Below are 23355 nucleotides of genomic sequence, written 5' to 3' on the forward strand. Positions count from 1 at the left end.
CGTTCGGAAGTGCCCGAAAGAACAAAGAGATAGAGTGCTAGAACGACATGTCAGAACGTGAATTCACTGTGATCGAAAACGAATGGATCCGGCTGAAAGACGGCACCCGGCTCGCCGCCCGCATCTGGATGCCCGCCGGCGCGGAAGCCGCGCCGGTTCCGGCCGTGCTCGAATACCTGCCCTACCGCAAGCAGGGCGGCACGAGTGTCCGCGACGAGTCCACCTATCCCGTCTTTGCCGCCGCCGGCATTGCCGGCGTGCGCGTTGACATCAGAGGCTCCGGCGAAAGCGATGGCGTCATCGATGGCGAGTACACGCCGCGCGAGCTTTCGGACGGCTGCGAGATCGTCGAATGGATCGCCGCGCAGCCCTGGTCCAATGGCAAGGTCGGCATGATGGGCATTTCCTGGGGCGGCTTCAACTGCCTGCAGGTCGCAGCCCTGAAGCCGCCGGCGCTGAAAGCCGTCATCTCCATCGCCTCGACGGTCGACCGCTACAACGACGACATCCACTACAAGAACGGCTGCCACCTATCCGCCCAGCTTTCCTGGGCGGCGACCATGCTCGGCTACCAGTCGCGCTCGCCCGACCCCGCAATCGTCGGCGACCGCTGGAAGGAAATGTGGATGGAGCGGCTGGAGAACGAGCCCTATTTCATGGAGGAATGGCTGAAGCACCAGCGCCGCGACGCCTTCTGGCAGCACGGCTCGATCGCGGAGGATTTCGGAAGCGTCGAGGTGCCGGCACTCGTCATCGCCGGCTGGGCCGACGGTTACCGCAACACGCCCTTGAAGGCAGTCGAGGGTCTCGGCGACCAGGCGAAGGCGCTGATCGGCCCCTGGGTGCACAAGTACCCGCATTTCGCCTTCCCGAAGCCGCGCGCCGATTTTCACGGCGAGGCAATCCGCTGGTGGAACCGCTGGCTGCGCGACGAGAAGAACGGCGCCGAGGACGGGCCGCAGGTGCGCGCCTACATTCTCGATGGCCCGCGCCCGTCGCTCCGGCGCGACAGCGATCCCGGCCGCTGGGTGGCGAAGGACGCCTGGGCATCGCCGGAGATGCAGCTTTTCGGCGTTTCCCATGACGGGCGGCTGACGCCTTCGGCCGGCGGTACCGGCATCGGCGAGATCTACCTGAAATCGCCGCTCGATACCGGAACGGCATCCGGCGAGTATTTCACCCTGAAGCCCGACGCCGAAATGGCCGGTGACCAGCGCATCGACGACGCCGGCTCGCTTGTGTTCGAGACGGCGCCGCTGCTTGCCGCCGCCGACTATCTCGGCCAGCCGACGCTGACCGTCGATGTCAACTGCCAGGCGGCAACCACCAACCTCGCCGTGCGCCTCGTCGACGTGCATCCGGATGGCACCGCGACCCGCGTCGCCTTCGGCGTCCTGAACCTTGCGCATCGCGACGGCAACGCCCAGCCGCGGCCAATGGAACCGGGTCGCAAGACGCGGGTGACACTCGTGCTCGACGCCTGTGGCTATCGCTTCCGCGCGGGCAACCGCATTCGCGTGTCGCTCTCCACCTCCTACTGGCCGCTGATCCTGCCATCGCCGACGGAGCCGGGCCTCACGATCGATACATCAAGCCTGTCGCTGGCGCTTCCGCTGCTTGGCGCTCACCGCGAAATCGCCGTGCCCGAGCCGGAAAACCCCGATCCGCTGCCGAAATACCGCGAACTGACACGCGGTACATCGAGCCGCACCGTCGAGCGCGACATGACCCACGGCATGACCCACTACCGGATCTACGAGGACACCGGCCTCTCCGAACATCCTGAGACCGGCCTTGCCACCCAGGACATCCGCGACGAAACCTGGTCGATCGCGCCCGACGATCCGCTCTCGATGATCGGAACCTCGACCTGGACCTGTGTCGCCAAGCGCGACGGCTGGTCGGTGCGCACGGTCTCGACCTCGACGCTCCACTGCACCGAAAGCGAGTGGATCACCGAGGCTGAAGTCGTCGCCTATGAGGGTGACAGGCAGATCTTCGAGAAGCACTTCAAGAAGCGCATCCCTCGCGATTTCATGTGAGGTGCGCGCCAGGAACGGGCGGGCCGTTGGCCGCCGCCACGCCCGGTTCGGCAGCACTCTCTTGACTTCATCGGCAAGTCATTGTACCAATCGGTAAACACTTGACCGATTGGTACACAAATGCGCCACTTCTTCTCGCGTCACCAGCCTCCCGTTCATATCAACCGCGGCCTCATCGCCGGCATCGGTGGCCTTGTCGCCATTGCTGCCGTAGGCGCGCTCACCAATCTTGTCGGCCATCCCATGCTGATGGCGCCCTTCGGCGCCAGCTGCGTGCTGATCTTCTCGGTCGCATCAAGCCCATTGTCGCAGCCGGCCAATGTCGTCGGCGGCCATGTCGTCGCCACGCTCGTCGGCCTGATCCTGAGAGCCTTTTTCCCCAACGAATGGTGGGCGGTGGCGATCGCCGTCGGTGCAGCGATCGCGCTGATGGCGGCGCTGCGCATCACCCATCCGCCGGCGGGCGCCAATCCGCTCGTCGTCTTTGCCGCCGATCCCGGTTTCGAGTTCCTGCTCTTCCCGGTGCTGACCGGTTCGCTCATCCTCGTCGCCGTCGGCGCGCTGTTCCACCGTTTTGCCCGGGTCGAGTATCCGCTTGTGAGGAAACCGGCATGAGCCGCATCGTCGCCGAACGTCAGGACGTCATCGCCACGCTGGCGGAAATCTTCCGCGAGCATGGCTATGACGGCACCAGCCTCAGCCTGATCACCGAAAAGACCGGCCTTGGCAAAGGCAGCCTCTACCATTTCTTCCCCGGCGGTAAGGAGGAGATGGCCGAGGCCGTGCTCGGCGATATCGCCGCGTGGTTCCGCACGCACATCTTCGACGCGCTGCGCAACACGGAAAATTCTGAGCAAGCGTTAGAGACGATGTTTGCCGGCGTCGACAGCTATTTCCGCCAGGGCCGCAGGCTCTGCCTGATGGGGGTGATCGCCGCAAGCGGCGCCCACGACCGTTTCGCCCGCGAACTCAACGGTTACTTCTCCGACTGGCGCGCCGATCTCGCTGCGACGCTTGAACGCGCCGGCACGCCAAAGGCGGAATGCAACGCGCTCGCCGAGGAAATCGTCGGCGGTATTCAGGGGGCATTGATCCTCGCCCGCAGCCTTGACGACCCCGGCGCCTTCGGCCGGGTGCTCGCCCGGCTGAAGACGCGGTGCCTGCCCGCATCATCGTGAAATGCGAGGGACGGCAAGGACGCCGCCGCGCTACCTGTCCCCCCCCCCCCGCCAAATTGACATAAATCAGATCACCGCTTGAGCCTGCCTTGACAAGCGCCTCCGCACGCAGATATTAACCGACGAGTTAAATAACTCTACGGTTAAAGACTGGGCGCGTTGGGGCGCCGAGCGAGGAGGCTTCATGACAGCGGCGACCGCGAACGCAACGCGCAAGGATATCGGACTGGAAATCGTGCGCGACTTCGAAGCGCCGGTGAGCCTCGTCTTCAAGGTCTGGTCGACGCCCGAGCACATGCTGCGCTGGTGGGGACCGCGGGATTTCACGCCGCATTCGGTGACCATGGACTTCCGTCCGGGCGGCGCTTGGCGCGCCTGCATCCGCTCGCCCGAAGGCCAGGACTACTGGATGAGCGGCGTCTATCGCGAAGTGCGCGAGCCCGAAAAGCTCGTCTTCACCTTCGCCTGGGATGAAGACGGCGAGCCCGGCGCCGACACGCTGGTCACCGTTTCCTTTGCCGATATCGGCGGCCGGACGCGGCTGACCTTCCAGCAAACACCATTCGAGACTGTCGAAGAGCGCGACTCGCACCAGGAAGGCTGGGGCGAGTGCCTCGAGCGGCTCAAGGATTACCTCGAACATGTCTGAGATCGCAAACCTGCAAAGCCCTGTGACGCCCGGCCCTAGGGCGACCCGGCGCGAATGGATCGGGCTCGCCGTGCTGGCCCTGCCCTGCATGCTCTATTCCATGGACCTGACCGTGCTGAACCTCGCGGTCCCGCAGCTGACCGAGGAGCTGAAGCCCTCCGCCGCCCAGCTTCTCTGGATCATCGACATCTACGGCTTCATGGTCGCCGGTTCACTGATAACAATGGGAACGCTCGGCGACCGCATCGGCCGCCGGCGGCTGCTGATGATCGGTTCGATCGCCTTCGGCCTCGCCTCGATCTTCGCCGCATTTGCCTGGAACGCCGAAACCTTGATCCTCGCACGTGCCGTGCTCGGCGTCGCGGCGGCGACGCTTGCACCCTCCACCCTCTCCTTGATCCGCAACATGTTCCTGGACGACAGGCAGCGCACTTTCGCAATCGGCGTCTGGCTTGCCAGCTTCTCCGCCGGCGGTGCCATCGGGCCCGTTGTCGGCGGCCTCATGCTGTCGCAATTCTGGTGGGGCTCGGTCTTCCTTCTCGCCGTTCCCGTCATGGTGCTGATCCTGGTTCTCGGACCGATCCTGCTGCCGGAGTTCCGTGATCCCGAGGCCGGTCGGATCGATCTGGTCAGCGCTGCCCAGTCGCTGATATCAGTGCTTTCGGCAATCTACGGCGTGAAGCATATCGCCGAGGCCGGGCTCGACACGACGGCGATCTTCTTCATCCTTCTCGGCATCGCCGTCGCAATCCTGTTTGCACGGCGCCAGCTCCGGCTTGCCGATCCCTTGATCGATCTGAGGCTGTTCAAGACACCGACCTTCAGCGCGGCGCTCGGCGTCAACATCCTCGGCATGTTCGTAGGCTTCGGCGCGTTCCTGTTCGTGGCGCAGTATCTGCAGCTCGTCCTCGGGCTTTCGCCTTTCGTCGCCGGACTCTGGTCGATGCCAACGGGCGTCGCGATGATCCTCGCTTCGATGGGGGTTCCGATGCTTGCCACACGCGTCGCCGCCTCCAACCTGATTGCCGCAGGTTTCGTGCTGGCGGCCATCGGTTTTGCGATCTGCACCCAGGTGGGCACGTCGAGCAGCCCGCTGCTCGTCACGACGGGTCTCGTCGTGCTCTGCCTCGGCTTTGCCTCGGTCGGGACGCTGACGACGGACATGATCGTCGGCTCGGCGCCGCCGGAACGTGCCGGCGCAGCCTCGGCGATCTCCGAGACCAGCTTCGAATTCGGCGGCGCGCTCGGCATTGCCGTGCTCGGCAGCCTGCTGACCTCGGCCTATCGCGGCCGCATGGACGGGCTGGTGGTAACCGGCCTGCCGGAAGAGACGATCGCCGCGGCCCGGCAGACGCTCGGCGGCGCGGTGGCCGTCGCCGCCGATCTACCGTCGGCTGAAGCCGAGCGTCTATTGACGGCGGCACGTGACGTCTTCACCCAGTCCTTCGCCTTCACCGCCTCGATCTGCGTATTCCTGTCGCTCGCCACCGCGCTCATGGCCTTCCTGCTCCTGCGCAAGGCGAGCGATGACGGCGACGGCAAGGCCACGGCGCTGGTCGACGAGGCAGCGCCCTCGGGCAACGTCGGATAACACCCGCGGCGCAAGTCGCCGCGGCATCAGAACGCAATCAACGCTGCACCCAGCAACGTGGGCCATCGGCCGGCGAACGGTGACATGCGCCCGAAGGGAGGAAACCGATGAAAAAGCTCTATCGCGGTAGCTGCCACTGCCGTGCCGTCACCTTCGAATGCCAGCTCGATCTCGCCCAGGGCGTTCGCCGCTGCAACTGTTCCTTCTGCGCAAAGACACGGATGCAGAAGGCCTTTGCCCTTCGCGAGGAGTTCGGGATCACCACCGGCAAAGACAAGCTCACGAGCTATCGGGCCGATAACTCGAGCTGGATCGAGGGCGACGTCGACCACTATTTCTGCAGCCGCTGCGGCGTCCGCCCCTTCTCGCGCGGCTACCACAAGGATTTTCTTGGCCACTTCTACGCAGTCAACGCCGCCTGCCTCGATGGCGTCAGCGACGCGGAACTGGGCGAAGCGCCCATCATCTACGAAAACGGCCGCGCTGACGACCATTTCAACCCACCGGAAGACACGCGCTTCATGTGAGGCGCGGTCCGCCGGGAGTTGTACCGCGTCAGGCGACGGTCAAGGCCCGCAGCGCGTCCAGCGCCCGTTCGGCATCCGCTTCCGGCACGAAGATGTGGTCGTGATAATAGGCCGCGATCACATTGGCGCTGATGCCCTCGCGCGTCAGCGCCGCCGAGACAGCCGCAGTCAGACCAATGGCTTCCAGCGCCGAATGCACATTGAGCGTGATGCGCCGAAGCAGCGGACCGTAATCGAGCCCCGCCTCGTCCGCAGCACTACGGGCAAGGACCAGCGTCAGCCCCTCGTCCTCGCGATAGGTGGCAAGCGGCTCCAGCATTTCGTAGCGCGCCGCATCCCGATAGGCGACGGTGCAGTAGACATAGGTCTGCGGAAACAGCACCGGGTTCATCGTCGCCAGGAGTTTTGCGAGGTCCGTTTCGCCAGCCATGACATCTTCCCCGTTTGCGCATCTGATCGGCTGAAGTGGTAGCGGATCGTCACGTTGGCGTGAAGCACGCGAACGCGATTTGACCATTGTCATTCCCGTGAAAACATGAAGTCATCAAGCGCCCGGAGTGGAAACCGGGTGGTGGAGGAAATGATGGCGTTGAGCAGCAAGTCGGCACATGCCTCTTACAGACCCCTCGGGATGCTGACGGCTACCTTCGCCGCGCTGCTGGCGGCGGTACCGCTCGCCGCCGCCCAGGAACCGGCCGTCGTCATCCCACCGCCCTCGCTCGACGAGAAAGTGTCCGGCACGACGGAGATCGCCGTCTTTGCCGGCGGCTGCTTCTGGGGCGTTCAGGGCGTTTTCCAGCATGTCAAAGGCGTGAAAAAAGCCGTTTCGGGCTACTCCGGCGGCAGCGCCGCGACCGCCGACTACGAGACGGTCAGCGGCGGCAAGACCGGCCACGCGGAATCAGTGGAGGTCATCTACGATCCGCGCGAGGTGACCTATGGAGGACTGCTGCAGGTCTTCTTCTCCGTCGCCCACAACCCGACACAGCTCAATTACCAGGGCCCTGACCATGGCACCCAATACCGGTCGGCGCTCTTTGCCGTCACGGATGAGCAGAAGCGCATCGCCGACGCCTATATCGCCGAACTCGGCAAGTCACGCGCCTTCCCCGCGGCGATCGTTACGGAAGTCTCACCCTTTAGGGGATTCTACGCCGCCGAGGACTATCATCAGGATTTCCTGACGCGAAATCCGACGCACCCCTATATCGTCTACAACGACATGCCGAAGATCGAGAACTTGCGGGCGCTCTTCCCGCAGGCCTTCCGGGCAAATCCGGTGCTGGTGTTCAAGGCGAAAAGCTAGCACCGATAGAAATAGCGTGACGCAGCTTTCCGCCCGGAACGGCAAGTCACCAATTGTCAGCGGGTTCCTGCAAGTACCGCCACGCCCTCGGCCAGCCGCCGAAACCCTTCCCGCGCGCCCTCGCTCATATGCCGTGCCCGCAGCCAGGCATGGATCATCTGCGGCTCTTCGCGGAAGGTGACGTTGACGCCGACCGCGGCAAGGCGCGCGGCATAGATGCGGGCGTCATCGCGCAAGGGATCGAAGAAGGCGCCGGTGATGTAGGTCGGCGGCAAGCCCGAGAGATCCTTTTCCGCCAAGGGCGCTGCGAAGGGATTGTCGGCAGGCGCCTGCAGGATCTTGCGATAATAACTGGTATCGGCGGTCGTTAGCCCTGGCGCCTCGGCCATCTCCACATAGGAGCCGGACACGAGATCACCACCGAGACCCGGATAGATCAGCACCTGGCCCACGACGCCCTTCAGCCCCTCCGCCCGAGCCTTGAGCACGATGCCCGCCGTGAGGTTGCCGCCGGCGCTGTCGCCGGCAACGACGACCGGGCGACCATCGGCGAGCAGCTCCTGCAGCACCGCATAACAATCCTCGAAGGCCGCGGGCCAGACATGCTCCGGCGCCAGCCGGTAATCGACCGACACCAGCTCTGCCCCAGCAAAATCCGCCAGCTCGGCGCAGATCGCATCATGGCTGTTGAGCGAACCGACGACGAAGCCGCCGCCATGGATGTAGTAGATGCGGGTGTCAGTCGAAACCGTTGCGGGCCGGTAGCGCCGGATCGGAATGCGGCCATCGACGAGCCTATCCTCGCGGCTGAGACCGGCCGGGCTCGGCGCATCGAATTCGGCGCAAAGCGCGTCGTACCATTGGCGCTGCTGCTCGATCGAGGCATCGACCGCATCGGCCGGATAGAACGCCTCGCAGCGGCGGTGAAAGGCGAGGATCCCCTCCTCCGTCGGCATCGGCCGCTTCGTCATCTGGTCCACATCGTCCTCCTCTCATCCCGCTTTCGCGCCAGCTTAGCATCGGCACGCCCGCTCCCTGTTCGAAAACCGACATGACAGGAAAAAATCACCGACCGATCCGCTTGCGTTTCGGCGCTTGCCAGCCCTGCCCCGCACCTATTAACTCGCGCCATGGCCTTCACATTTCGACAGTTGCAGTATTTCGTCGCCGTCGCCGAGCAGGGTTCGATCACCCGTGCGGCGCAGAACCTTTCGATCTCGCAATCCTCGATCACCGAGGCGATCAAGGAGCTCGAAGGCGATCTCGGCGTCGAGCTCTTCGACCGCCATCCGCGCGGCCTGTCGATCACCCATAACGGCCACCAGTTCCTGCGCCACGCCACCAAGATCCTCTCCAATGTCTCCGACGCCCGACGCAGCTTTTCCGACAGCCGCGAGGAAACCGGCGGCAAGCTCAATCTTGGGGTCACCTCGCTTGTTGCCGGCTACGTGCTCTCCGATCTCTTGGCCCGCTATCGCCGCGCCTGCCCCGGCGTCGAGGTCAGCGCCATCGAGGACAACGGCTCCTATCTCGAACATCTCTTGATCGGCGGCGAGCTCGACGTCGCCGTCATGGTCATCTCCAACCTGCGCGATCGCATGGCGCTGCAGGCCGAAATCCTCGAGACATCGCCCTATCGTCTCTGGCTGCCGATCGGCCACCCTCTGGTCAGCGCCGACATCATCTCCGTCAGCGATATCGCCAAGGAACCGCTGATCATGCTGACGGTGGATGAAATCGAGGAGAACACCGGCAAATTGCTGTCGGCACTCGGCGCCCGCCCGCATGTGGCCTTCCGCACCCGCTCGGTGGAAGCGGTGCGCAGCCTGGTCGCAACCGGCGCCGGCATCGCGCTCCTGCCCGATCTCGTCTACCGCCCGTGGTCGCTTGAAGGTGACCGGATCGAAAGCCGCGACGTCTCCGGCGCGCTTCCCGTCGTGCAGGTCGGCATGGTCTGGCGCAAAGGCTCCGGCCTGCCGCAATCGGCGCGCGATTTCGTCGGCATCGCCGAGGCGCTTCGAAGCGCCCGCCCGCGTTAACCCACTGGATTTGTTTGCTTTCAGGCCGCTTCTGAGCGTTGATATCGGAAAAACCGAAAGCGACATTCTGTTTAATGAATTTGCGAATGCGGAGAAATCAAGGCACGCTTCATTCTGGGAACGAAGCCGTAAAATGCGGCTCAAAACTGGGAGAATTCAGATGAAGCAGATGCTTAAATCCTGCACGGCATTGACCCTGTCGCTTGGCCTTGTTGCCCCGGCATTCGCGCAGGAGCCGCTGAAGGAACTCGGCAAGGGTGAAGGCGAACTCTCCATCGTCGCCTGGGCCGGCTACATCGAGCGCGGCGACACCGACAAGAACTACGACTGGGTCACGGATTTCGAAAAGCAGACCGGATGCAAGGTCTCGGTCAAGACGGCCGCCACCTCGGACGAAATGGTCGCGCTGATGAATGAAGGCGGCTTCGACCTCGTCACCGCCTCCGGCGACGCCTCACTGCGCCTCGTTGCCGGCAAGCGCGTCCAGCCTGTTAACACCGATCTGATCCCGAGCTGGAAGACGATCGACGAGCGCATGCAGAACGCGCCGTGGTTCACGGTCAACGGCGTTCATTACGGCGTACCCTATGTCTGGGGCCCGAACGTGCTGATGTACAACAAGGACGCCTTCAAGGGCGAAACGCCGAAGAGCTGGAATGTCGTCTTCGAGGAAATGAACCTGCCCGACGGCAAGTCCAACAAGGGCCGCGTCCAAGCCTATGACGGTCCGATCCATGTGGCCGACGCCGCCAACTACCTGATGGCCCACAAACCCGAGCTCGGCATCAAGAATCCCTACGAACTCAACGAAGACCAGTACAAGGCGGCCCTCGATCTGCTTCGCGGCCAGCGCAAGCTGGTCGGCCGCTACTGGCACGACGCGATGATCCAGATCGACGACTTCAAGAACGAAGGCGTCGTCGCCTCCGGCTCCTGGCCGTTCCAGGTCAACCTGATGGAAGCCGAAAAGCTGCCGATCTCTTCGACCATTCCGGAAGAAGGCGTCACCGGATGGGCGGATACGACCATGCTGCATGCCGAAAGCGCCCATCCGAACTGCGCCTATATGTGGATGGAGCACTCGCTGTCGCCGAAGGTGCAGGGCGACGTCTCCGCCTGGTTCGGCGCCAACCCGTCCGTCGGTGCCGCCTGCAAGGGCAACGACCTTTTGACCGACGCCGGCTGCAAGAACAATGGCTATGAGGACTTCGACAAGGTCAAGTTCTGGAAGACGCCGGTTACGAAGTGCGAAAGCCAGGGCGAATGCGTGCCCTATCACCGCTGGGTCTCCGACTACATCGGCGTGATCGGCGGCCGCTGAGCCGTCGCGACCACATCGCAAGCATCGCCCCTCACCCTAGCCCTCTCCCCGCACGCGGGGAGAGGGAACGCCCCCGGCCAAGCCTCGGGCGTGACCTTTGAGGCAAGACGCCCGCCACGAGTCCCCTTCGCCCCGCCTGCGGGGAGAAGGTGCCCGGCAGGGCGGATGAGGGGCGCTTCCCCTCACCGCGGGGATGAGGGGCCACACTTTCCGGAGTACTTCAATGACCACCGCCGTTCTCTTCGACAATGTTTCCCGCCACTTCGGCGCCGTGCGCGCCGTCGATGGCGTGAACCTCGAAATCGCCGAGGGCGAATTCTTCGCCATGCTCGGTCCCTCCGGCTCGGGCAAGACCACGTGTCTCCGCCTGATGGCCGGCTTCGAGCAGCCGACCGGCGGCCATATCGAGATCTTCGGCGAGACGGCCGAGGGCGTGCCGCCCTATCGGCGTAGCGTCAACACGGTGTTTCAGGACTACGCCCTCTTCCCGCATCTCTCGATCCTCGACAACGTCGCCTACGGGCTGATGGTCAAGGGCGTCGGCCGCGAGGAACGCCGCAAGGCAGCCGAGGACGCGCTCGCCATGGTCAAGTTGCCGGGCTACGGCACTCGCCGCCCCGGACAACTCTCCGGCGGCCAGCGTCAGCGCGTGGCGCTCGCCCGGGCGCTCGTCAACAAGCCCAAGGTGCTTTTGCTCGACGAACCGCTCGGCGCGCTTGATCTGAAGCTGCGCGAGCAGATGCAGGAGGAGCTGAAGAGCCTGCAGAAATCGCTCGGCATCACCTTCGTCTTCGTGACCCACGACCAGGGCGAGGCGCTGTCCATGGCCGACCGCATCGCCGTCTTCAACGATGGCCGCATCCAGCAGCTCGGCAGCCCCGAAGACGTCTACAAGCAGCCGAAGACGCGGTTCGTTGCCGATTTCGTCGGTTCGTCCAACGTGCTGCCGGAAAAAATCTGCCAGCGGCTCGGTTTGAAGGCACCCTCCGCCAGCCTGCGCCCGGAGGCGATCTCCATCTCCACCCCGTGGACCGGCGCGCTCAGCCTTTCGGGCACCGTCTCGGCCCATAGTTTCCTCGGCGCCGTCAACCGCGTCGTCGTCGATGTCGATGGGGCCCGTGTCGCCGTCGCCAGCCCCGCAGCGCTCACCGTGCCTGCGGTCGGCAGCCCCGTCACCATCAGCTTCGCCGCCGACGAGCTGCACCCGATGGAGGACGCATGACCGCCTTTGCCGAACCCCTCGTTCTGCCCGAGCGCCGCGGCCCCGCCGGCCGCCTGTCGGACTTTTTCTGGAAGCACCCGCATCTGCTGCTGACGGTGATGCTTGCGCCGCCGCTGCTCTGGCTCGGCGTCGTCTATCTGGGCTCGCTCTTTGCGCTGTTGCTGCAGAGCTTCTTCTCGATCGACGATTTCTCCGGCCTGATCAATTACGAGTTCACGCTGGCGACCTATCGCCAGCTTTTGAGCGAAACCAATCTCGACATCATCCTGCGCACGGTGACGATGGCGGCAACCGTCACGCTCGCTTCCGCCGTCATCGCCTTCCCGATCGCCTATTACGCGGCGCGCTACGCGCAGGGAAAATGGAAGGTGCTCTTCTATCTCGGCGTCATGCTGCCGCTCTGGTCGAGCTATCTGGTCAAGATCTACGCCTGGAAGCTGATCCTCGCCAAGGAAGGCATCCTCACCTGGATCTTCGAAAAGCTGCACCTGCTCTGGCTGCTCGACGGTTGGCTGTCGCTTCCCGTCGTCGGCGGCAACTCGCTCTCGGTCAGCTATACCGGCACCTTCATCGTCTTCGTCTATGTCTGGCTGCCCTTCATGATCCTGCCGATCCAGGCAGCGCTCGAGCGCGTACCGGGCAACCTGATTGAGGCTTCCTCGGATCTCGGCGGCACGCCGGCGCAGACCTTCCGTCACGTGCTCTTTCCCTTAGCGCTGCCGGGCATCGTCGCCGGCTCGATCTTCACCTTCTCGCTGACGCTCGGCGACTACATCATCCCGCAGATCGTCGGCTCGTCCCGGCTGTTCATCGGCCAGGCGGTCTATGCTCAGCAGGGCACCGCCGGCAACATCCCGCTCGCCGCCGCCTTCACGGTGGTGCCGATCGTCATCATGGGCGCCTACCTGTTTGTGGCCAAACGCATGGGGGCTTTCGATGCGCTCTGATCGCTTGAACCGCTCGCCGATGGGCTTGAAGATCGCGGCCGCCGCCGGCCTTGCCTTCCTGCACCTGCCGATCCTATTGATCTTCCTCTACGCCTTTACGACGGAGGAAAAGAGCTACCAGTTCCCGCCGCCGGGGCTGACCGCGCAATGGTTCGCCGTTGCCTGGAACCGGCCCGACGTCTGGGCGGCGCTGACGCTCTCGGTCAAGGTCGCCGCGATAGCCACGTCGGTGGCGCTGGTGCTCGGCACGCTCTGTGCGGCCGCCGTCAGCCAGACGCGCTTCTTCGGCCGCGAGACGATCTCGCTGCTTGTCATCCTGCCGATCGCGCTTCCCGGCATCATCACCGGCATTGCGCTGCGCTCCGCCTTCTCGATGGCCGATATCCCCTTTTCCTTCTGGACCATCGTTCTCGGCCACGCGACCTTCTGCATCGTCGTCGTCTACAACAATGCGGTCGCCCGCTTCCGGCGGATATCAGGCTCGCTGATCGAAGCCTCGATGGATCTCGGCGCCGACGGCTTCCAGACCTTCCGCCACATCATCCTGCCGAACATCGGCACGGCGTTGCTCGCCGGCGGCATGCTCGCCTTCGCGCTGTCCTTCGACGAGGTGATCGTCACCACCTTTACCGCCGGCCAGCAATCGACCCTGCCGATCTGGATGCTCGAAGAGCTGATCCGCCCGCGCCAGCGCCCGGTGACCAATGTCGTCGCCATGGTCGTGGTGCTCGTCACCTTCCTGCCGATCCTCGGCGCCTACTACCTCACCCGCGACGGCGACCAGATCGCCGGTGCCGGCAAATAACTCGACTATCAAGGGAGAACAGACATGGACACCCAACTGCTGATCGGATCGCGCTTCGAAGCCGGCACCGAGGCCGACGAACACATCCTGAACCCGCGGACGGGCGGCAAGATCGTCGACCTGCCGGAAGCCTCGCATACCCAGGTCGAGGCGGCTGTCGACGCCGCCGAGCAGGCCTTCACCAGCTGGTCGCAGACCACGCCGGCCGAGCGCTCCAACTATCTGCTCAAGATCGCCGATGCGATCGAGAAGGATGCGGACGGCTTTGCAGCCCTTGAGGCGCTGAACTGCGGCAAGCCGATCAACGCGGTGAAGAACGACGAACTGCCGGCCATCGTCGACTGCTGGCGCTTCTTCGCCGGCGCCGTGCGCAACCTGCATGCGCCGACAGCTGGCGAATACCTGCCCGGCCACACCTCGATGATCCGCCGCGACCCGATCGGCATCGTCGGCTCGATCGCCCCCTGGAACTATCCGCTGATGATGATGGCCTGGAAGCTGGCGCCGGCAATCGCCGGCGGCAATACCGTCGTCTTCAAGCCCTCCGAGCAGACGCCGCTAACGGCGCTGAAGCTTGCCCGCGTGCTCGCCGACATCCTGCCGGAAGGCGTCGTCAACGTCATTTCCGGCCGTGGCGAAACCGTCGGCAATGCGCTGATCAACCATCCGAAGATCTCTATGGTCTCGATCACCGGCGACATCGCCACCGGCAAGAAGGTGCTGGCGGCCGCCGCCAAGACCGTCAAGCGCACGCATCTGGAGCTCGGCGGCAAGGCCCCTGTTATCGTCTATGACGACGCCGATCTCGAAGCGGTGGTCAATGGCATCCGCACCTTCGGCTACTACAATGCCGGCCAGGACTGCACCGCCGCCTGCCGCATCTATGCCGAAGCCGGCATCTACGAGAAGCTGGTCGCCGACCTTACCTCCGCCGTCTCGACCATCCGCTACAATCTTGCCGACGACACCGAAAACGAGATCGGCCCGCTGATTTCGCGCCGCCAGCGCGATCGCGTTGCAAGCTTCGTCGAGCGTGCCGCCGACCAGAAGCACATCGAGATCACCACCGGCGGCAGCGCCGGCAGCAGCGATGGCTTCTTCTTCCAGCCGACCGTGGTCGCCGGTGCCACCCAGGAGGACGAGATCGTCCGCCGCGAAGTCTTCGGCCCGGTTGTCTCGGTCACCCGCTTCACCGGCAAGGACGATGCGATCGCCTGGGCCAATGACAGCGACTACGGCCTCGCCTCCTCCGTCTGGACCAAGGACATCTCCCGGGCGATGAAGGCAGCCTCGCGGCTGCAATACGGCTGCACCTGGATCAACACCCATTTCATGCTGACCAACGAGATGCCGCATGGCGGCGTCAAGCAATCGGGCTACGGCAAGGACATGTCGGTCTATGCGCTCGAGGACTACACCGCCGTTCGCCACATCATGATCAACCACGGCTGAGGCGCACACGCGCCTGAGCTCGGCTCGCATATCGCATGCAAACGAAAACAAACGGGAGAAGTTTGCCATGTACCGTCGTCAATTGCTTGTTGCTGCAGGCGCTCTGAGCCTCAGCGCCCTGGTGCTCTCGCCGGCGGCCTTCGCCGCCGACGCCGCGCCGGATGTGGTCGCGGCCTATGTCGCGGCCTGGAACGCCCATGACTCGGCCAAGGCCGCATCCTACTTCGCCGACGACGTGACCTATTACGACGCGTCCGTCGGCAAGCCGGTCACCGGGAAAGATGCCGCCAAGACCGGCGTCATCGACAACTTCCTGAACGCGGTTCCCGATGCGGTCTGGACCATGAAGGGCGACCCAATCGCAGCCGGCGACAAGGTCTCCTTCGAATGGGAGTTCTCCGGCACCAACTCAGGCGCCTGGGCGGATGGCACGGCCGCGACCAACAAGAGCTTCAAGTTCACCGGCGCTTCGGTCTTCACCATCAAGGACGGCAAGATCGCCGCCCAGAACGACTATTACGACGCCCTCGGCTTCTACAAGCAGCTCGGTCTGATGTAACGGGCGGCGCTTAGCCTTGCGCATTGGCAGCCGCAAGCTCCGGCTTGTGGCTGCGCTCTCCTTTTGTCCGCAAATCATGATTGTAAAACTCATAAATGACTTGCGCCGCACGAAATCTTGAGTAACACGATCACCTTATGAGTTTCTGACCGCGCTCAGAAGGTGTTGCATGCTTGCAGGACAGCGTTCTTTCACGGCTGAGTTTCCGATCGGGCTTGCCCGGATGCGGGTGACGCCATGACGGTTGCCGTTTCCGAACCAGTCGTCGCGACAGGCGGCCCCAAGGCGCTGTCGGCCGCCTTTGCCGGCACCCATGCCTGGTGCAACGAGAAGATGGTGCTCTCGGACGAACTCTCCGACGGCGTTGCGCTGCCGGACTTCTTCGCCTCTGGCGCCTTCGACCGGGCGCTCGACGTCTACACGGAAAAATCCGGAGCCAGCGATCGGCGCGCCGTCGCCTCCATGTGGTCGCTCTATTATTTCTCGAGCCTCACCATCCCCTATCTGGTGGCGCGCGTGCTCGACCATCAGGTGCTCCCCGTCACCTTCGATCAGATGAAAGTGGCGCTTGCCGAAGACGGCCTGCCCCGAACCTTCGGCGTCGCCACATCGGGCGACTGGCAGGCGGGCGATGACACCGACGTCTTCGCGACGCTCGCACCGCTGATGCAAGGGCATCTGCGCGAGGTCGTCGGTTACCTCAAGTCCGTCGGCGGCATCGCCCCGAAACTCGCCTGGAACAATGCGCTCGTCTACATCGACTATGCGCTGCGGGCCTCGGGCATCGAGCCGCTGAACGCCCAGGCCGATGCCCTCATCGGCAGCAAGTCCCTGCCGGACGGCACGCCCAATCCCTTCTTCGATTGCCTCCGCCACGAGGAAGAAGACGGCGCTCGCGTCTGCCGCCGCAAGATCTGCTGCCTGCGCTACCTGCTGCCCGGCGTGCCGAGCTGCGGCAGCCTCTGCGCCCTTCCTAGCCAAAGGAACCAATAGGCTTGCCTCATCGCTGCATTTTCCAGACCGCCCGGCGGTTCTTCCTCGTCATCCTTGCTGCTCTGACGCTCGCAACCGCCGCCCATGCGGAAGGCCAATGGCCGATGACCGTCACCGATGCGATCGGCCGCGAGGTGACGCTCCCGGCAAAGCCCAAGGCGATCCTGCTCGGCAGCGGTTTCAATCTCGTCGCGCTGTCGCTGATCCATCCCGATCCCGTCAGCCTGCTTGCCGGCTGGTCCGGCGACATGAAGGGCGACAATCCCGAGATCTACGAAAGCTTCCGGCGGAAGTTTCCCGCGATCGCAGACGTCCCGCAGATCGACGACGGAACCGGCCCGGGCCTTTCCTTCGAGACGCTGCTGACGCTGAAGGCCGACCTTGCGATCCTCGCCAATTGGCAGGCCGACACCGAACCCGGCAAGCGCGCCATCGACTATCTGACCGGCATCGGTGTTCCTGTCATCGTCGTCGACTTCAACAATGATCCGCTGACGAGCACGCCGCGCATGATGCGCCTGCTCGGCAAGATCCTCGAACGGGACGAACAGGCAGACGCCTTCGCTCAGTTCTACGAGGACAAGCTGGCCTTGATCCGGGCGCGCCTCGCCGCCAGGCCGGAGCCACGCCCTCTGGTGCTGATGGACGCCTTCCCCCAGGCCGACCGCTGCTGCTGGGCCTATGGCACCGGCGGCCTCGGCGAGTTCCTGACGATTGCCGGCGGCCGCAACATCGCCGAAGGCACGCTGCCGCGGCCGGGCGGCACGGTCAACGCCGAGGCGGTCATGGCCGCCAATCCCGACATCTACATCGCTACCTCCTCGCCCGGCGGCAAGTACGGCACGCTCTCGATCGGCCCGGGTATCAGCGAAGACGAAGCGCAACAGACGCTCGCCCGCACGATCGAGGCGCCCGCCCTTTCGAGCATCCGCGCCGTACAGGAAAAGCGCGTCCATGGGCTTTGGAACTTCTTCAACGCCATCCCGCTCAACATCGTCGCGGCAGAGGCCTTCGCCGCCTGGATCCGGCCGGATCTCTTTTCCGATCTCGACCCGAAGAAAAGCCTTGCCGAGATCAACACCCGCTTCGCCGCGGTCCCGTTCGAAGGCACCTACTGGGTGGACCTGAAACCGGCGGACTAGCATCCGCTTTGTCCTCACCAGCAATAGAGTCCGTCCTTGGCCGAGAACCATCGGCTGCTGCTTATGGTCGCGTGTTGTCAGCCGCCGAGCACCCTATATAAGTGCGGTCACGGCCTTGCCTCTTGAGGGCAAGGACCGTCTAAAGCTTTGATCGGCTGCATGGTTTCCCTCTTGCATCGAATCCGATTCAAGGAATGATGCGGTGAGGAGGATCCGGATGCTTTGGTTGATTGCGTTACCGCTGGGTCTTGTCGTTGTGTATCTGGCAACGCGCTTCAGCCGTTTTCGCCAATGGGCGGAACCGATCCTCTCAGTTGCCGTAGCGGTCGGCCTGCTCGTCGCCTTCATCATCTGGTTCAGCGATCGCGACGGTCGCAAGCCCGCAGCACCTGAACCGGTCCAGACGACGCAGCCCGCGGGCCTGACCGCCGCCGACATTGCGATTGATGGCCTGACCTTCGAGCAAAGCCAACCGGGACGAAGCTTCCGCCTGCGTGGCACGGTGACGAACAAGGGCCAGACGCTGCTCGAATATTTCCGCCTCTCCGTCACGCTGGAAGATTGCCCGGACGACGTCTGCCAGACGATCGGCGACGACGCGGCCCTCATTCTCGCCCGGGTGCCGGCCGGCCAGAGCCGGCCGTTCGAGACTTTCCTCACCTTTCCGAACCGCGAAGGCCAGAGCCTGACGGCGCCGAAATGGACGGCCGACATCGTCGAGGTCCGCGGCACAAACCGGTGAACAGCGGGTGCAATGCCCGGAATGCGACACAATTCCGGCGGAAACCCGCTTCAAAGTTTATCAGGAATCGCTTGTGAACAGCGCGCGCTCAGCGATTCGACAGGAGAGTGGGACACTCTAGGCGGCGTCCGGACGGCGTAGGGCTTCGACGAAGGCAACCGTCGTCGTCACCTCGGCGAACTCGGCGCGCAAGGTCGCGACATGGGCCCGGTGGACATCCCGGGCCGCGATTACCGTTCCATCTCCATCCGGCTGGTCGAAGCAATCGCACGCATCCTCGACGAGGATCATGCGGTAGCCGAGATTGGCGCCAACGCGCACCGAGGTGGAGACACACATGTCGGTCGAGATGCCGAAGGTAACGACTGTATCGACGCCGAGACGCCGAAGCCTGAGGTCGAGATCGGTACCGATGAAGGCCGCGTTGACGCTCTTGGTGACGAGTGGTTCGCCGGCCTGCGGCTCGAAGCCGGGCCGGAAGGCATTGCCGGGTGCACCGGCTCCAAGCGTCGAGCCCGGCATGACGCTGTCATGGCGGACATGGATCACCGGCCGGCCGGCCGCGCGCCAGGCGGCAAGCAGAGTGAGACCGTTCCGGTCGATATCGGCATTCCATCGGCGCGGCCAGGGGGCGCTGTCGAAAGCCTGCTGCATGTCGATCGGCAGCAGCACGGCATTGTCGGGCACGACTGGTATTTTCATGGCAAAGCTCCTTCGTTGCGAGAAGGAAGCTATCTGTCCTATCGTCCGGTTTCACTGGACAATATGGCGCCAAACCGGACAAACGTCCGGACTTCGCGCAAAAGGAGATACAATTTGACGGAACTCGACGACAAGGATCGGCTGCTGCTGGCAGCGCTTCGCCAGGATTCACGCCAGAGCCTGGTGGCGCTCGCCCGACATGCCGGCCTCTCGCGCAGCGGCGTGCACGAGCGTCTGCGGCGCCTCGAAGCCAAGGGCGTCGTCGCCGGCTACACCATCCGTCTCGGCGTCGAGGACAAGAACCCGACGGTCAGGGCCTTGGTCGCCATCACGTTCCAGTCCAGCAAGAATTGCGACCACATCGTGCCGCACCTTTCCGCCATGTCGCCGGTCGTCACATGCTGGTCGCTCGCCGGCTCCACCGATCTGATGGTGCTCGTCGAATGCGCTACGAACGGCGACCTCGACACGATCCGCCGGCAGATTTCCCTGATCCCGGGTATCGCCACTGTGCAGACGCATGTGGCGCTCCGGACCCATTTCGATCGCAGAGATTAGGTGGGACGGCCTCGGCCGATCCCACTCGGTTGATGAGATGGATCAGACCGGTCGGCTGATCTCGTCGAGATACCAGTTGATGTAACGAAGCTCGTTATGCTCCATCGGCGCGATCGGACCCGGCACGAAATAGTGCGAGCGCACGCCGCGCGACGTGTGCTCGATGATCGCCTTGTCCTCCTCGGTCGTCACCTTCCACAGCCAGGTCAACCTGTCGAGATCGTAGTCGCACCCTTCCTCGGCCTTGCCGTCGACCAGCCAGATCAGCTCCATCTCCGACGTCTCCGCCGTCTTCGGGATGAAACGGTAGATCATGCCATGATCGGGATAGCAGACGAGGAAAGTGGTGCCGCCCAAGTGGATCGAGGTGACGCCGCCGTCGAAATCGCTGAAACGCCCCATGAGCCGGCTCAGCGCCTGGCCGTCCTTGCTGCCGGTCTTGGCGCCGTCATAGAGCGGATAGCGGAAGGCGTGCACCGCCTCCTTCCCCGTGACAGATGTCTGCCAATGGTTGCCGGAGCCGACCTCGATGCCGAGTTCGCAGGTGCGCGCCTCCATCCGGGCGTTCAGTTCCTCGATCATGTGCAGCGGCTGTTCCAGCGCATGCGTTTCGGAATATTCCGGATGCGCCGGACCGCAGTGATAGCACTCGACATAGTTCTCGACCGCGAGCTTCCAGTTGGCATCGACCGGATAGGTCTGGCGATGGGCGATCTTGGCCGACCCCCAGCCATATTGCCCGCAGGTCGCGTGCAGGAGATGCTCGACATCGCTGAAATCGAGCGGCTGGTCGGCGAATGAGATGAAGATCAGCCCTTCGATGACACGCACATGGAGCTTCTTCAGCCCATGGTCTTCGCGCCGGAAATCCTTCGGCATCAACCGCGCCGCCTTCAGCGCGCCGTCATTGCCATAGGTCCAGGCATGGTAAGGGCAGACGAAGGCGCGGGCATTGCCCTTCTTCTTGGCGCAGACCTCGGCGCCGCGATGGCGGCAGACATTGAGCATCGCGTGGATCTCGCCACTGGCCGTGCGGGTGACGATCACCTGCTCGGAGGCCATGCGGAACACCTCGAAGTCATTGACGTTCGGGATCGCGCTCTCGTGCGCCACGCAGTGCCAATGGCGGCGGAAGAGGCGCTCAAGATCGCGTTCATAAATCTCCGGGTCGAGATAGAAGGCGCGCGCCAACCCATGGCCGGGACGATGGGCGGCAATCAACTGGTCGATGCGGTCGCCGGTGACAGTCGTAGTCTTGAGCTCCGAAACGAGCATGGGGTTGAACTCCAACAATTGGACCGGAAGGACCGCGTTCCGGCGCGCGTGTAAATTTCATCGGGCACCGGATGGCGCGCCCTCTGCCGTTGGTGCGAGATCCGCCCCTCACCCTGACCCTCTCCCCGCGCGCGGGGAGAGGGGAAAGTAGCCGTTTGCGCCAGGACATCCGCCCCACCCAGGTCCGCGCCAGCATCGCGGCGCGTTTCCCTTCCCTCGTCTGCTCTCTTGGAGCGCGACGTCGAAAGGCGCCGCCTCCTCTCGCCTCGCCGCCTGAGGCTTGGGGCTGGCCAGGCGTCTCCTTCTCCCCGTCAGAACGGGGAGAAGGTGGCCGGCAGGCCGGATGAGGGGCGCCTTCCCCCACCACGCGAACGAGGGGCAGCTTCAAGCACCTACGCCTCCGTCCCCAATGCAAACGCCATCGCTCGCGAACTTCGGCGACACCTCAGCTCGACGTAGTCCTTGCAATCTGTAGATGACGGATCGGCCAGACCTGGCCCCCGCTGCCCCCGCCCCGCGACCGGGGCGGAGAGCTAAACTCAGCAGAAGATCTGGAACCTCTCCCTGATCGCCCGATCGATATCCGGCGCGATCACCGAAGGGGCTGCTTCGGCCAGAATGCGGTTTTTCCTCTCGATCGCCCGCGCCACCAGATCGGGGCGGCCGATCTCGACCCATTCCTTCGGGCTCGTGCGATCGGCGACCGCCGGATAGATGTATTCCGTCTGCATCAGCCCAAGCGTCTGCGGATGGCCGAGATAGTGACCGGGGCCATCGAGGCAGACCGAGCGCATGGTCTCGAGCGAGACCGAATCCTCCGTCACGTCGATGCCGCGGATGCAGCGCTGCACCTGGCCGAGCAGATCGTCGCCGAGCACCAGCGACTCCAGGCAGAAGCCGAGCAGCGAGGCATGCATGCCGACGGCCTCATAGACCATGTTGAGGCCGGAAAGCCCGGCCATGACATTGGAGATCGCCTGCTCCCAGCCGGCCTGCATATCCGGTAGCTTGGCGTCGGCAATGCCGGCAGCGGCCCCACCGGGCAGGCGGTAGAACTGGTGCATCTGCGCGCAGCCGGCCGTCAGCAGCGCCTGCTCGCCGGAGCCGCCGGACATCGCCCCGGTGCGTAGATCCGAGACGAACGGCCAGGTGCCGAAGACTGCGGGATGGCCGGGCGACATGGCGTTGACATAGACGACGCCCGCCAGGCATTCGGCGACCGCCTGGACAATCGCGGTTGCCAGCGGCGCCGGTGCGGTCGCACCCGCCTGGCCGGCCGAAAGTAAGAGGATCGGCATCCCGGCGCGGATGCACTTTTCCATGGTGATGCAGCTTTCCTCGGCAAACTTCATCGGCGGCACGACGAAGCAGTTCGAGTTGGAAACGAAGGGCCGCGCCCGCCACTTGTCCTCGCCGCCGGCGATCATGTGGATGAGATCGAAGCAACCATCGACATGCGAAGGATCGGAAAAGCTGGTGCCTACGTGCTTGGTAGTGCCGGCGCAGCAGGCATAGAGCGTGTTGACGTCCATCAGGAAGTTGTCGGCTACATCGCGACAGACCATGGCGCGCTGGAAGAAGTGCACGTTGTCGAGGTGATGGACGAGCTGTGCGGCGTTCAATAGGTCCTTGGCGGTGGACTCGCGATATTCGCGTTTCTCGACGTCGACGATATGCACCGCAGCACCGGCCGTGCCGTAATAGACGCGGGTGCCGCTGAGTTCGAGATCCTGCTTCGGATCGCGGGCATGAAGCGTGATGTCGCGCGCGGCGATCGCCAGCATGTCCTCGACCAGGGCACGCGGGAAGCGGATGCGCCCATCGTCGCCGAGAATGGCGCCTGCGGCGGTCATGATCTCGATGCCCGATTTCGGCGCGTTGGCGAGCCCGATCTGTTCGAGCGCATCGAGCGCCGCCTCATGGATGCGCTTCACGCCGGCATCGGTCAGCGGCTTGTATTGCCCGCCGGAAAGGCCGGGCCGCACCGGCCGGATGTTTTCGGCCAGCGGCGCCGAACGCAGCGCCACCCGCGCCGCCCGCCCGCCGGACCGTCTCGAAGCCGCAACTGCACAATCGTCAGCCATCATCATCTCCCAATGGGGCAGCTTGCCCCCTCATTCGCGCGGTGAGATTAAAGCCCCTCATCCGCCTGCCGGCACCTTCTCCCCGTTTTGACAGGGAGAAGGGACATGCTGATCCCGCTCGTTCCCCTCCTCACCGTTCATGAGGAAGAGGATTATCTGTCTTCTGCGCCCGCCTCGTCCGTCCCCTGCCCCTTTCCCCGCCTGCGGAGAGAGGGAACGAG

Annotated in this window: 23 protein-coding genes; 18 read left to right on the forward strand and 5 right to left on the reverse strand. The window is 64.2% G+C overall.

Annotated features, from left to right (window positions below; all coding sequences use genetic code 11):
• Positions 1-47: 47 nt before the first annotated feature.
• The 6 genes from AC070A_RS03135 (at position 48) to AC070A_RS03160 (ending at position 5987) form a co-directional block, all read left to right on the forward strand.
• The gene (locus AC070A_RS03135) at positions 48-2042 is read left to right on the forward strand and encodes a CocE/NonD family hydrolase (protein WP_113737743.1); all 1995 of its coding nucleotides are present in this window, start codon (positions 48-50) and stop codon (positions 2040-2042) included.
• 120 nt (positions 2043-2162) lie between these two features.
• Entirely contained in the window at positions 2163-2657 is a 495-nt protein-coding gene (locus AC070A_RS03140; RefSeq protein WP_113515172.1) for an HPP family protein, read from the forward strand.
• Entirely contained in the window at positions 2654-3220 is a 567-nt protein-coding gene (locus AC070A_RS03145; RefSeq protein WP_113515170.1) for a TetR/AcrR family transcriptional regulator, read from the forward strand. The genes AC070A_RS03140 and AC070A_RS03145 overlap by 4 nt, the downstream gene beginning before the upstream one ends.
• Positions 3221-3404: 184 nt before the next feature.
• Positions 3405-3869, forward strand: coding sequence for an SRPBCC domain-containing protein (locus AC070A_RS03150; protein ID WP_113737742.1), 465 nt, complete (start codon positions 3405-3407; stop codon positions 3867-3869).
• Positions 3862-5460 (forward strand): MFS transporter, encoded by a 1599-nt coding sequence (locus AC070A_RS03155; protein ID WP_113737741.1) that lies wholly within the window; start codon positions 3862-3864, stop codon positions 5458-5460. Before AC070A_RS03150 ends, AC070A_RS03155 begins: the two co-directional genes overlap by 8 nt.
• 107 nt (positions 5461-5567) lie before the next feature.
• Entirely contained in the window at positions 5568-5987 is a 420-nt protein-coding gene (locus AC070A_RS03160; protein WP_113133014.1) for a GFA family protein, read from the forward strand.
• A 28-nt stretch (positions 5988-6015) separates the two neighbouring features.
• On the opposite strand, the gene AC070A_RS03165 is transcribed toward AC070A_RS03160, so the two are convergent.
• Entirely contained in the window at positions 6016-6417 is a 402-nt protein-coding gene (locus AC070A_RS03165) for an ACT domain-containing protein (RefSeq protein ID WP_057253279.1), read from the reverse strand.
• Positions 6418-6570: 153 nt separating this feature from the next.
• Between AC070A_RS03165 and msrA the strand changes: the two genes are divergently transcribed.
• Complete coding sequence (msrA, locus tag AC070A_RS03170) at positions 6571-7293, forward strand: peptide-methionine (S)-S-oxide reductase MsrA (RefSeq protein ID WP_082616012.1); 723 nt, start codon at positions 6571-6573, stop codon at positions 7291-7293.
• A gap of 56 nt (positions 7294-7349) precedes the next feature.
• On the opposite strand, the gene AC070A_RS03175 is transcribed toward msrA, so the two are convergent.
• Positions 7350-8264, reverse strand: coding sequence for an alpha/beta hydrolase (locus tag AC070A_RS03175; RefSeq protein WP_162771020.1), 915 nt, complete (start codon positions 8262-8264; stop codon positions 7350-7352).
• Positions 8265-8423: 159 nt separating this feature from the next.
• On the opposite strand from AC070A_RS03175, the gene AC070A_RS03180 reads away from it, so the two are divergent.
• The 10 genes from AC070A_RS03180 to AC070A_RS03225 all read left to right on the forward strand — a co-directional run bounded on the left by AC070A_RS03180 (position 8424) and on the right by AC070A_RS03225 (position 18515).
• Complete coding sequence (locus tag AC070A_RS03180) at positions 8424-9332, forward strand: LysR family transcriptional regulator (RefSeq protein WP_029742595.1); 909 nt, start codon at positions 8424-8426, stop codon at positions 9330-9332.
• A 160-nt stretch (positions 9333-9492) separates the two neighbouring features.
• Complete coding sequence (locus AC070A_RS03185) at positions 9493-10653, forward strand: ABC transporter substrate-binding protein (protein WP_113737740.1); 1161 nt, start codon at positions 9493-9495, stop codon at positions 10651-10653.
• A 223-nt stretch (positions 10654-10876) separates the two neighbouring features.
• Positions 10877-11875 (forward strand): ABC transporter ATP-binding protein, encoded by a 999-nt coding sequence (locus AC070A_RS03190; protein ID WP_057253275.1) that lies wholly within the window; start codon positions 10877-10879, stop codon positions 11873-11875.
• A complete protein-coding gene (locus AC070A_RS03195) occupies positions 11872-12822 on the forward strand; it encodes an ABC transporter permease (RefSeq protein WP_057253272.1) in 951 nt (316 codons plus the stop codon). Before AC070A_RS03190 ends, AC070A_RS03195 begins: the two co-directional genes overlap by 4 nt.
• The gene (locus AC070A_RS03200) at positions 12812-13627 is read left to right on the forward strand and encodes an ABC transporter permease (protein WP_057253270.1); all 816 of its coding nucleotides are present in this window, start codon (positions 12812-12814) and stop codon (positions 13625-13627) included. Before AC070A_RS03195 ends, AC070A_RS03200 begins: the two co-directional genes overlap by 11 nt.
• Before the next feature lie 24 nt (positions 13628-13651).
• Positions 13652-15079 carry a gamma-aminobutyraldehyde dehydrogenase gene (locus AC070A_RS03205; RefSeq protein WP_057253268.1) on the forward strand — a complete coding sequence of 476 codons (1428 nt, stop codon included), beginning with the start codon at positions 13652-13654 and terminating at the stop codon, positions 15077-15079.
• 67 nt (positions 15080-15146) lie between these two features.
• On the forward strand, positions 15147-15638 hold the full coding sequence (locus AC070A_RS03210) for an ester cyclase (protein WP_057253266.1): 492 nt from the start codon (positions 15147-15149) through the stop codon (positions 15636-15638).
• A 237-nt stretch (positions 15639-15875) separates the two neighbouring features.
• Complete coding sequence (gene fhuF, locus AC070A_RS03215; protein ID WP_057253264.1) at positions 15876-16631, forward strand: siderophore-iron reductase FhuF; 756 nt, start codon at positions 15876-15878, stop codon at positions 16629-16631.
• A gap of 17 nt (positions 16632-16648) precedes the next feature.
• A complete protein-coding gene (locus tag AC070A_RS03220; RefSeq protein WP_057254356.1) occupies positions 16649-17773 on the forward strand; it encodes an ABC transporter substrate-binding protein in 1125 nt (374 codons plus the stop codon).
• Between the two features lie 217 nt (positions 17774-17990).
• The gene (locus tag AC070A_RS03225) at positions 17991-18515 is read left to right on the forward strand and encodes a DUF3426 domain-containing protein (RefSeq protein ID WP_113737739.1); all 525 of its coding nucleotides are present in this window, start codon (positions 17991-17993) and stop codon (positions 18513-18515) included.
• Positions 18516-18632: 117 nt separating this feature from the next.
• Here AC070A_RS03225 and AC070A_RS03230 read toward each other — a convergent pair whose 3' ends face one another.
• Entirely contained in the window at positions 18633-19217 is a 585-nt protein-coding gene (locus tag AC070A_RS03230) for a cysteine hydrolase family protein (protein WP_058321558.1), read from the reverse strand.
• 114 nt (positions 19218-19331) lie between these two features.
• Here AC070A_RS03230 and AC070A_RS03235 point away from each other — a divergent pair, with 114 nt between their 5' ends.
• Entirely contained in the window at positions 19332-19775 is a 444-nt protein-coding gene (locus AC070A_RS03235; protein WP_093234395.1) for an Lrp/AsnC family transcriptional regulator, read from the forward strand.
• 42 nt (positions 19776-19817) lie between these two features.
• Here AC070A_RS03235 and AC070A_RS03240 read toward each other — a convergent pair whose 3' ends face one another.
• A complete protein-coding gene (locus tag AC070A_RS03240; RefSeq protein WP_057253257.1) occupies positions 19818-21050 on the reverse strand; it encodes an aromatic ring-hydroxylating oxygenase subunit alpha in 1233 nt (410 codons plus the stop codon).
• Positions 21051-21589: 539 nt separating this feature from the next.
• On the reverse strand, positions 21590-23134 hold the full coding sequence (locus AC070A_RS03245; protein ID WP_057253255.1) for a trimethylamine methyltransferase family protein: 1545 nt from the start codon (positions 23132-23134) through the stop codon (positions 21590-21592).
• Positions 23135-23355: the final 221 nt, after the last annotated feature.

The sequence above is a fragment of the Ensifer sp. GW101-20A05 genome (genome assembly GCF_059424735.1).

Bases quoted from the DNA above. Each gene is read 5' to 3' on its own strand.
- AC070A_RS03135 (WP_113737743.1), top strand. From the start codon at position 48: ATGTCAGAACGTGAATTCACTGTGATCGAAAACGAATGGATCCGGCTG.
- AC070A_RS03140 (WP_113515172.1), top strand. From the start codon at position 2,163: ATGCGCCACTTCTTCTCGCGTCACCAGCCTCCCGTTCATATCAACCGC.
- AC070A_RS03145 (WP_113515170.1), top strand. From the start codon at position 2,654: ATGAGCCGCATCGTCGCCGAACGTCAGGACGTCATCGCCACGCTGGCG.
- AC070A_RS03150 (WP_113737742.1), top strand. From the start codon at position 3,405: ATGACAGCGGCGACCGCGAACGCAACGCGCAAGGATATCGGACTGGAA.
- AC070A_RS03155 (WP_113737741.1), top strand. From the start codon at position 3,862: ATGTCTGAGATCGCAAACCTGCAAAGCCCTGTGACGCCCGGCCCTAGG.
- AC070A_RS03160 (WP_113133014.1), top strand. From the start codon at position 5,568: ATGAAAAAGCTCTATCGCGGTAGCTGCCACTGCCGTGCCGTCACCTTC.
- AC070A_RS03165 (WP_057253279.1), bottom strand. From the start codon at position 6,417: ATGGCTGGCGAAACGGACCTCGCAAAACTCCTGGCGACGATGAACCCG.
- msrA (WP_082616012.1), top strand. From the start codon at position 6,571: ATGGCGTTGAGCAGCAAGTCGGCACATGCCTCTTACAGACCCCTCGGG.
- AC070A_RS03175 (WP_162771020.1), bottom strand. From the start codon at position 8,264: ATGACGAAGCGGCCGATGCCGACGGAGGAGGGGATCCTCGCCTTTCAC.
- AC070A_RS03180 (WP_029742595.1), top strand. From the start codon at position 8,424: ATGGCCTTCACATTTCGACAGTTGCAGTATTTCGTCGCCGTCGCCGAG.
- AC070A_RS03185 (WP_113737740.1), top strand. From the start codon at position 9,493: ATGAAGCAGATGCTTAAATCCTGCACGGCATTGACCCTGTCGCTTGGC.
- AC070A_RS03190 (WP_057253275.1), top strand. From the start codon at position 10,877: ATGACCACCGCCGTTCTCTTCGACAATGTTTCCCGCCACTTCGGCGCC.
- AC070A_RS03195 (WP_057253272.1), top strand. From the start codon at position 11,872: ATGACCGCCTTTGCCGAACCCCTCGTTCTGCCCGAGCGCCGCGGCCCC.
- AC070A_RS03200 (WP_057253270.1), top strand. From the start codon at position 12,812: ATGCGCTCTGATCGCTTGAACCGCTCGCCGATGGGCTTGAAGATCGCG.
- AC070A_RS03205 (WP_057253268.1), top strand. From the start codon at position 13,652: ATGGACACCCAACTGCTGATCGGATCGCGCTTCGAAGCCGGCACCGAG.
- AC070A_RS03210 (WP_057253266.1), top strand. From the start codon at position 15,147: ATGTACCGTCGTCAATTGCTTGTTGCTGCAGGCGCTCTGAGCCTCAGC.
- fhuF (WP_057253264.1), top strand. From the start codon at position 15,876: ATGACGGTTGCCGTTTCCGAACCAGTCGTCGCGACAGGCGGCCCCAAG.
- AC070A_RS03225 (WP_113737739.1), top strand. From the start codon at position 17,991: ATGCTTTGGTTGATTGCGTTACCGCTGGGTCTTGTCGTTGTGTATCTG.
- AC070A_RS03230 (WP_058321558.1), bottom strand. From the start codon at position 19,217: ATGAAAATACCAGTCGTGCCCGACAATGCCGTGCTGCTGCCGATCGAC.
- AC070A_RS03240 (WP_057253257.1), bottom strand. From the start codon at position 21,050: ATGCTCGTTTCGGAGCTCAAGACTACGACTGTCACCGGCGACCGCATC.
- AC070A_RS03245 (WP_057253255.1), bottom strand. From the start codon at position 23,134: ATGGCTGACGATTGTGCAGTTGCGGCTTCGAGACGGTCCGGCGGGCGG.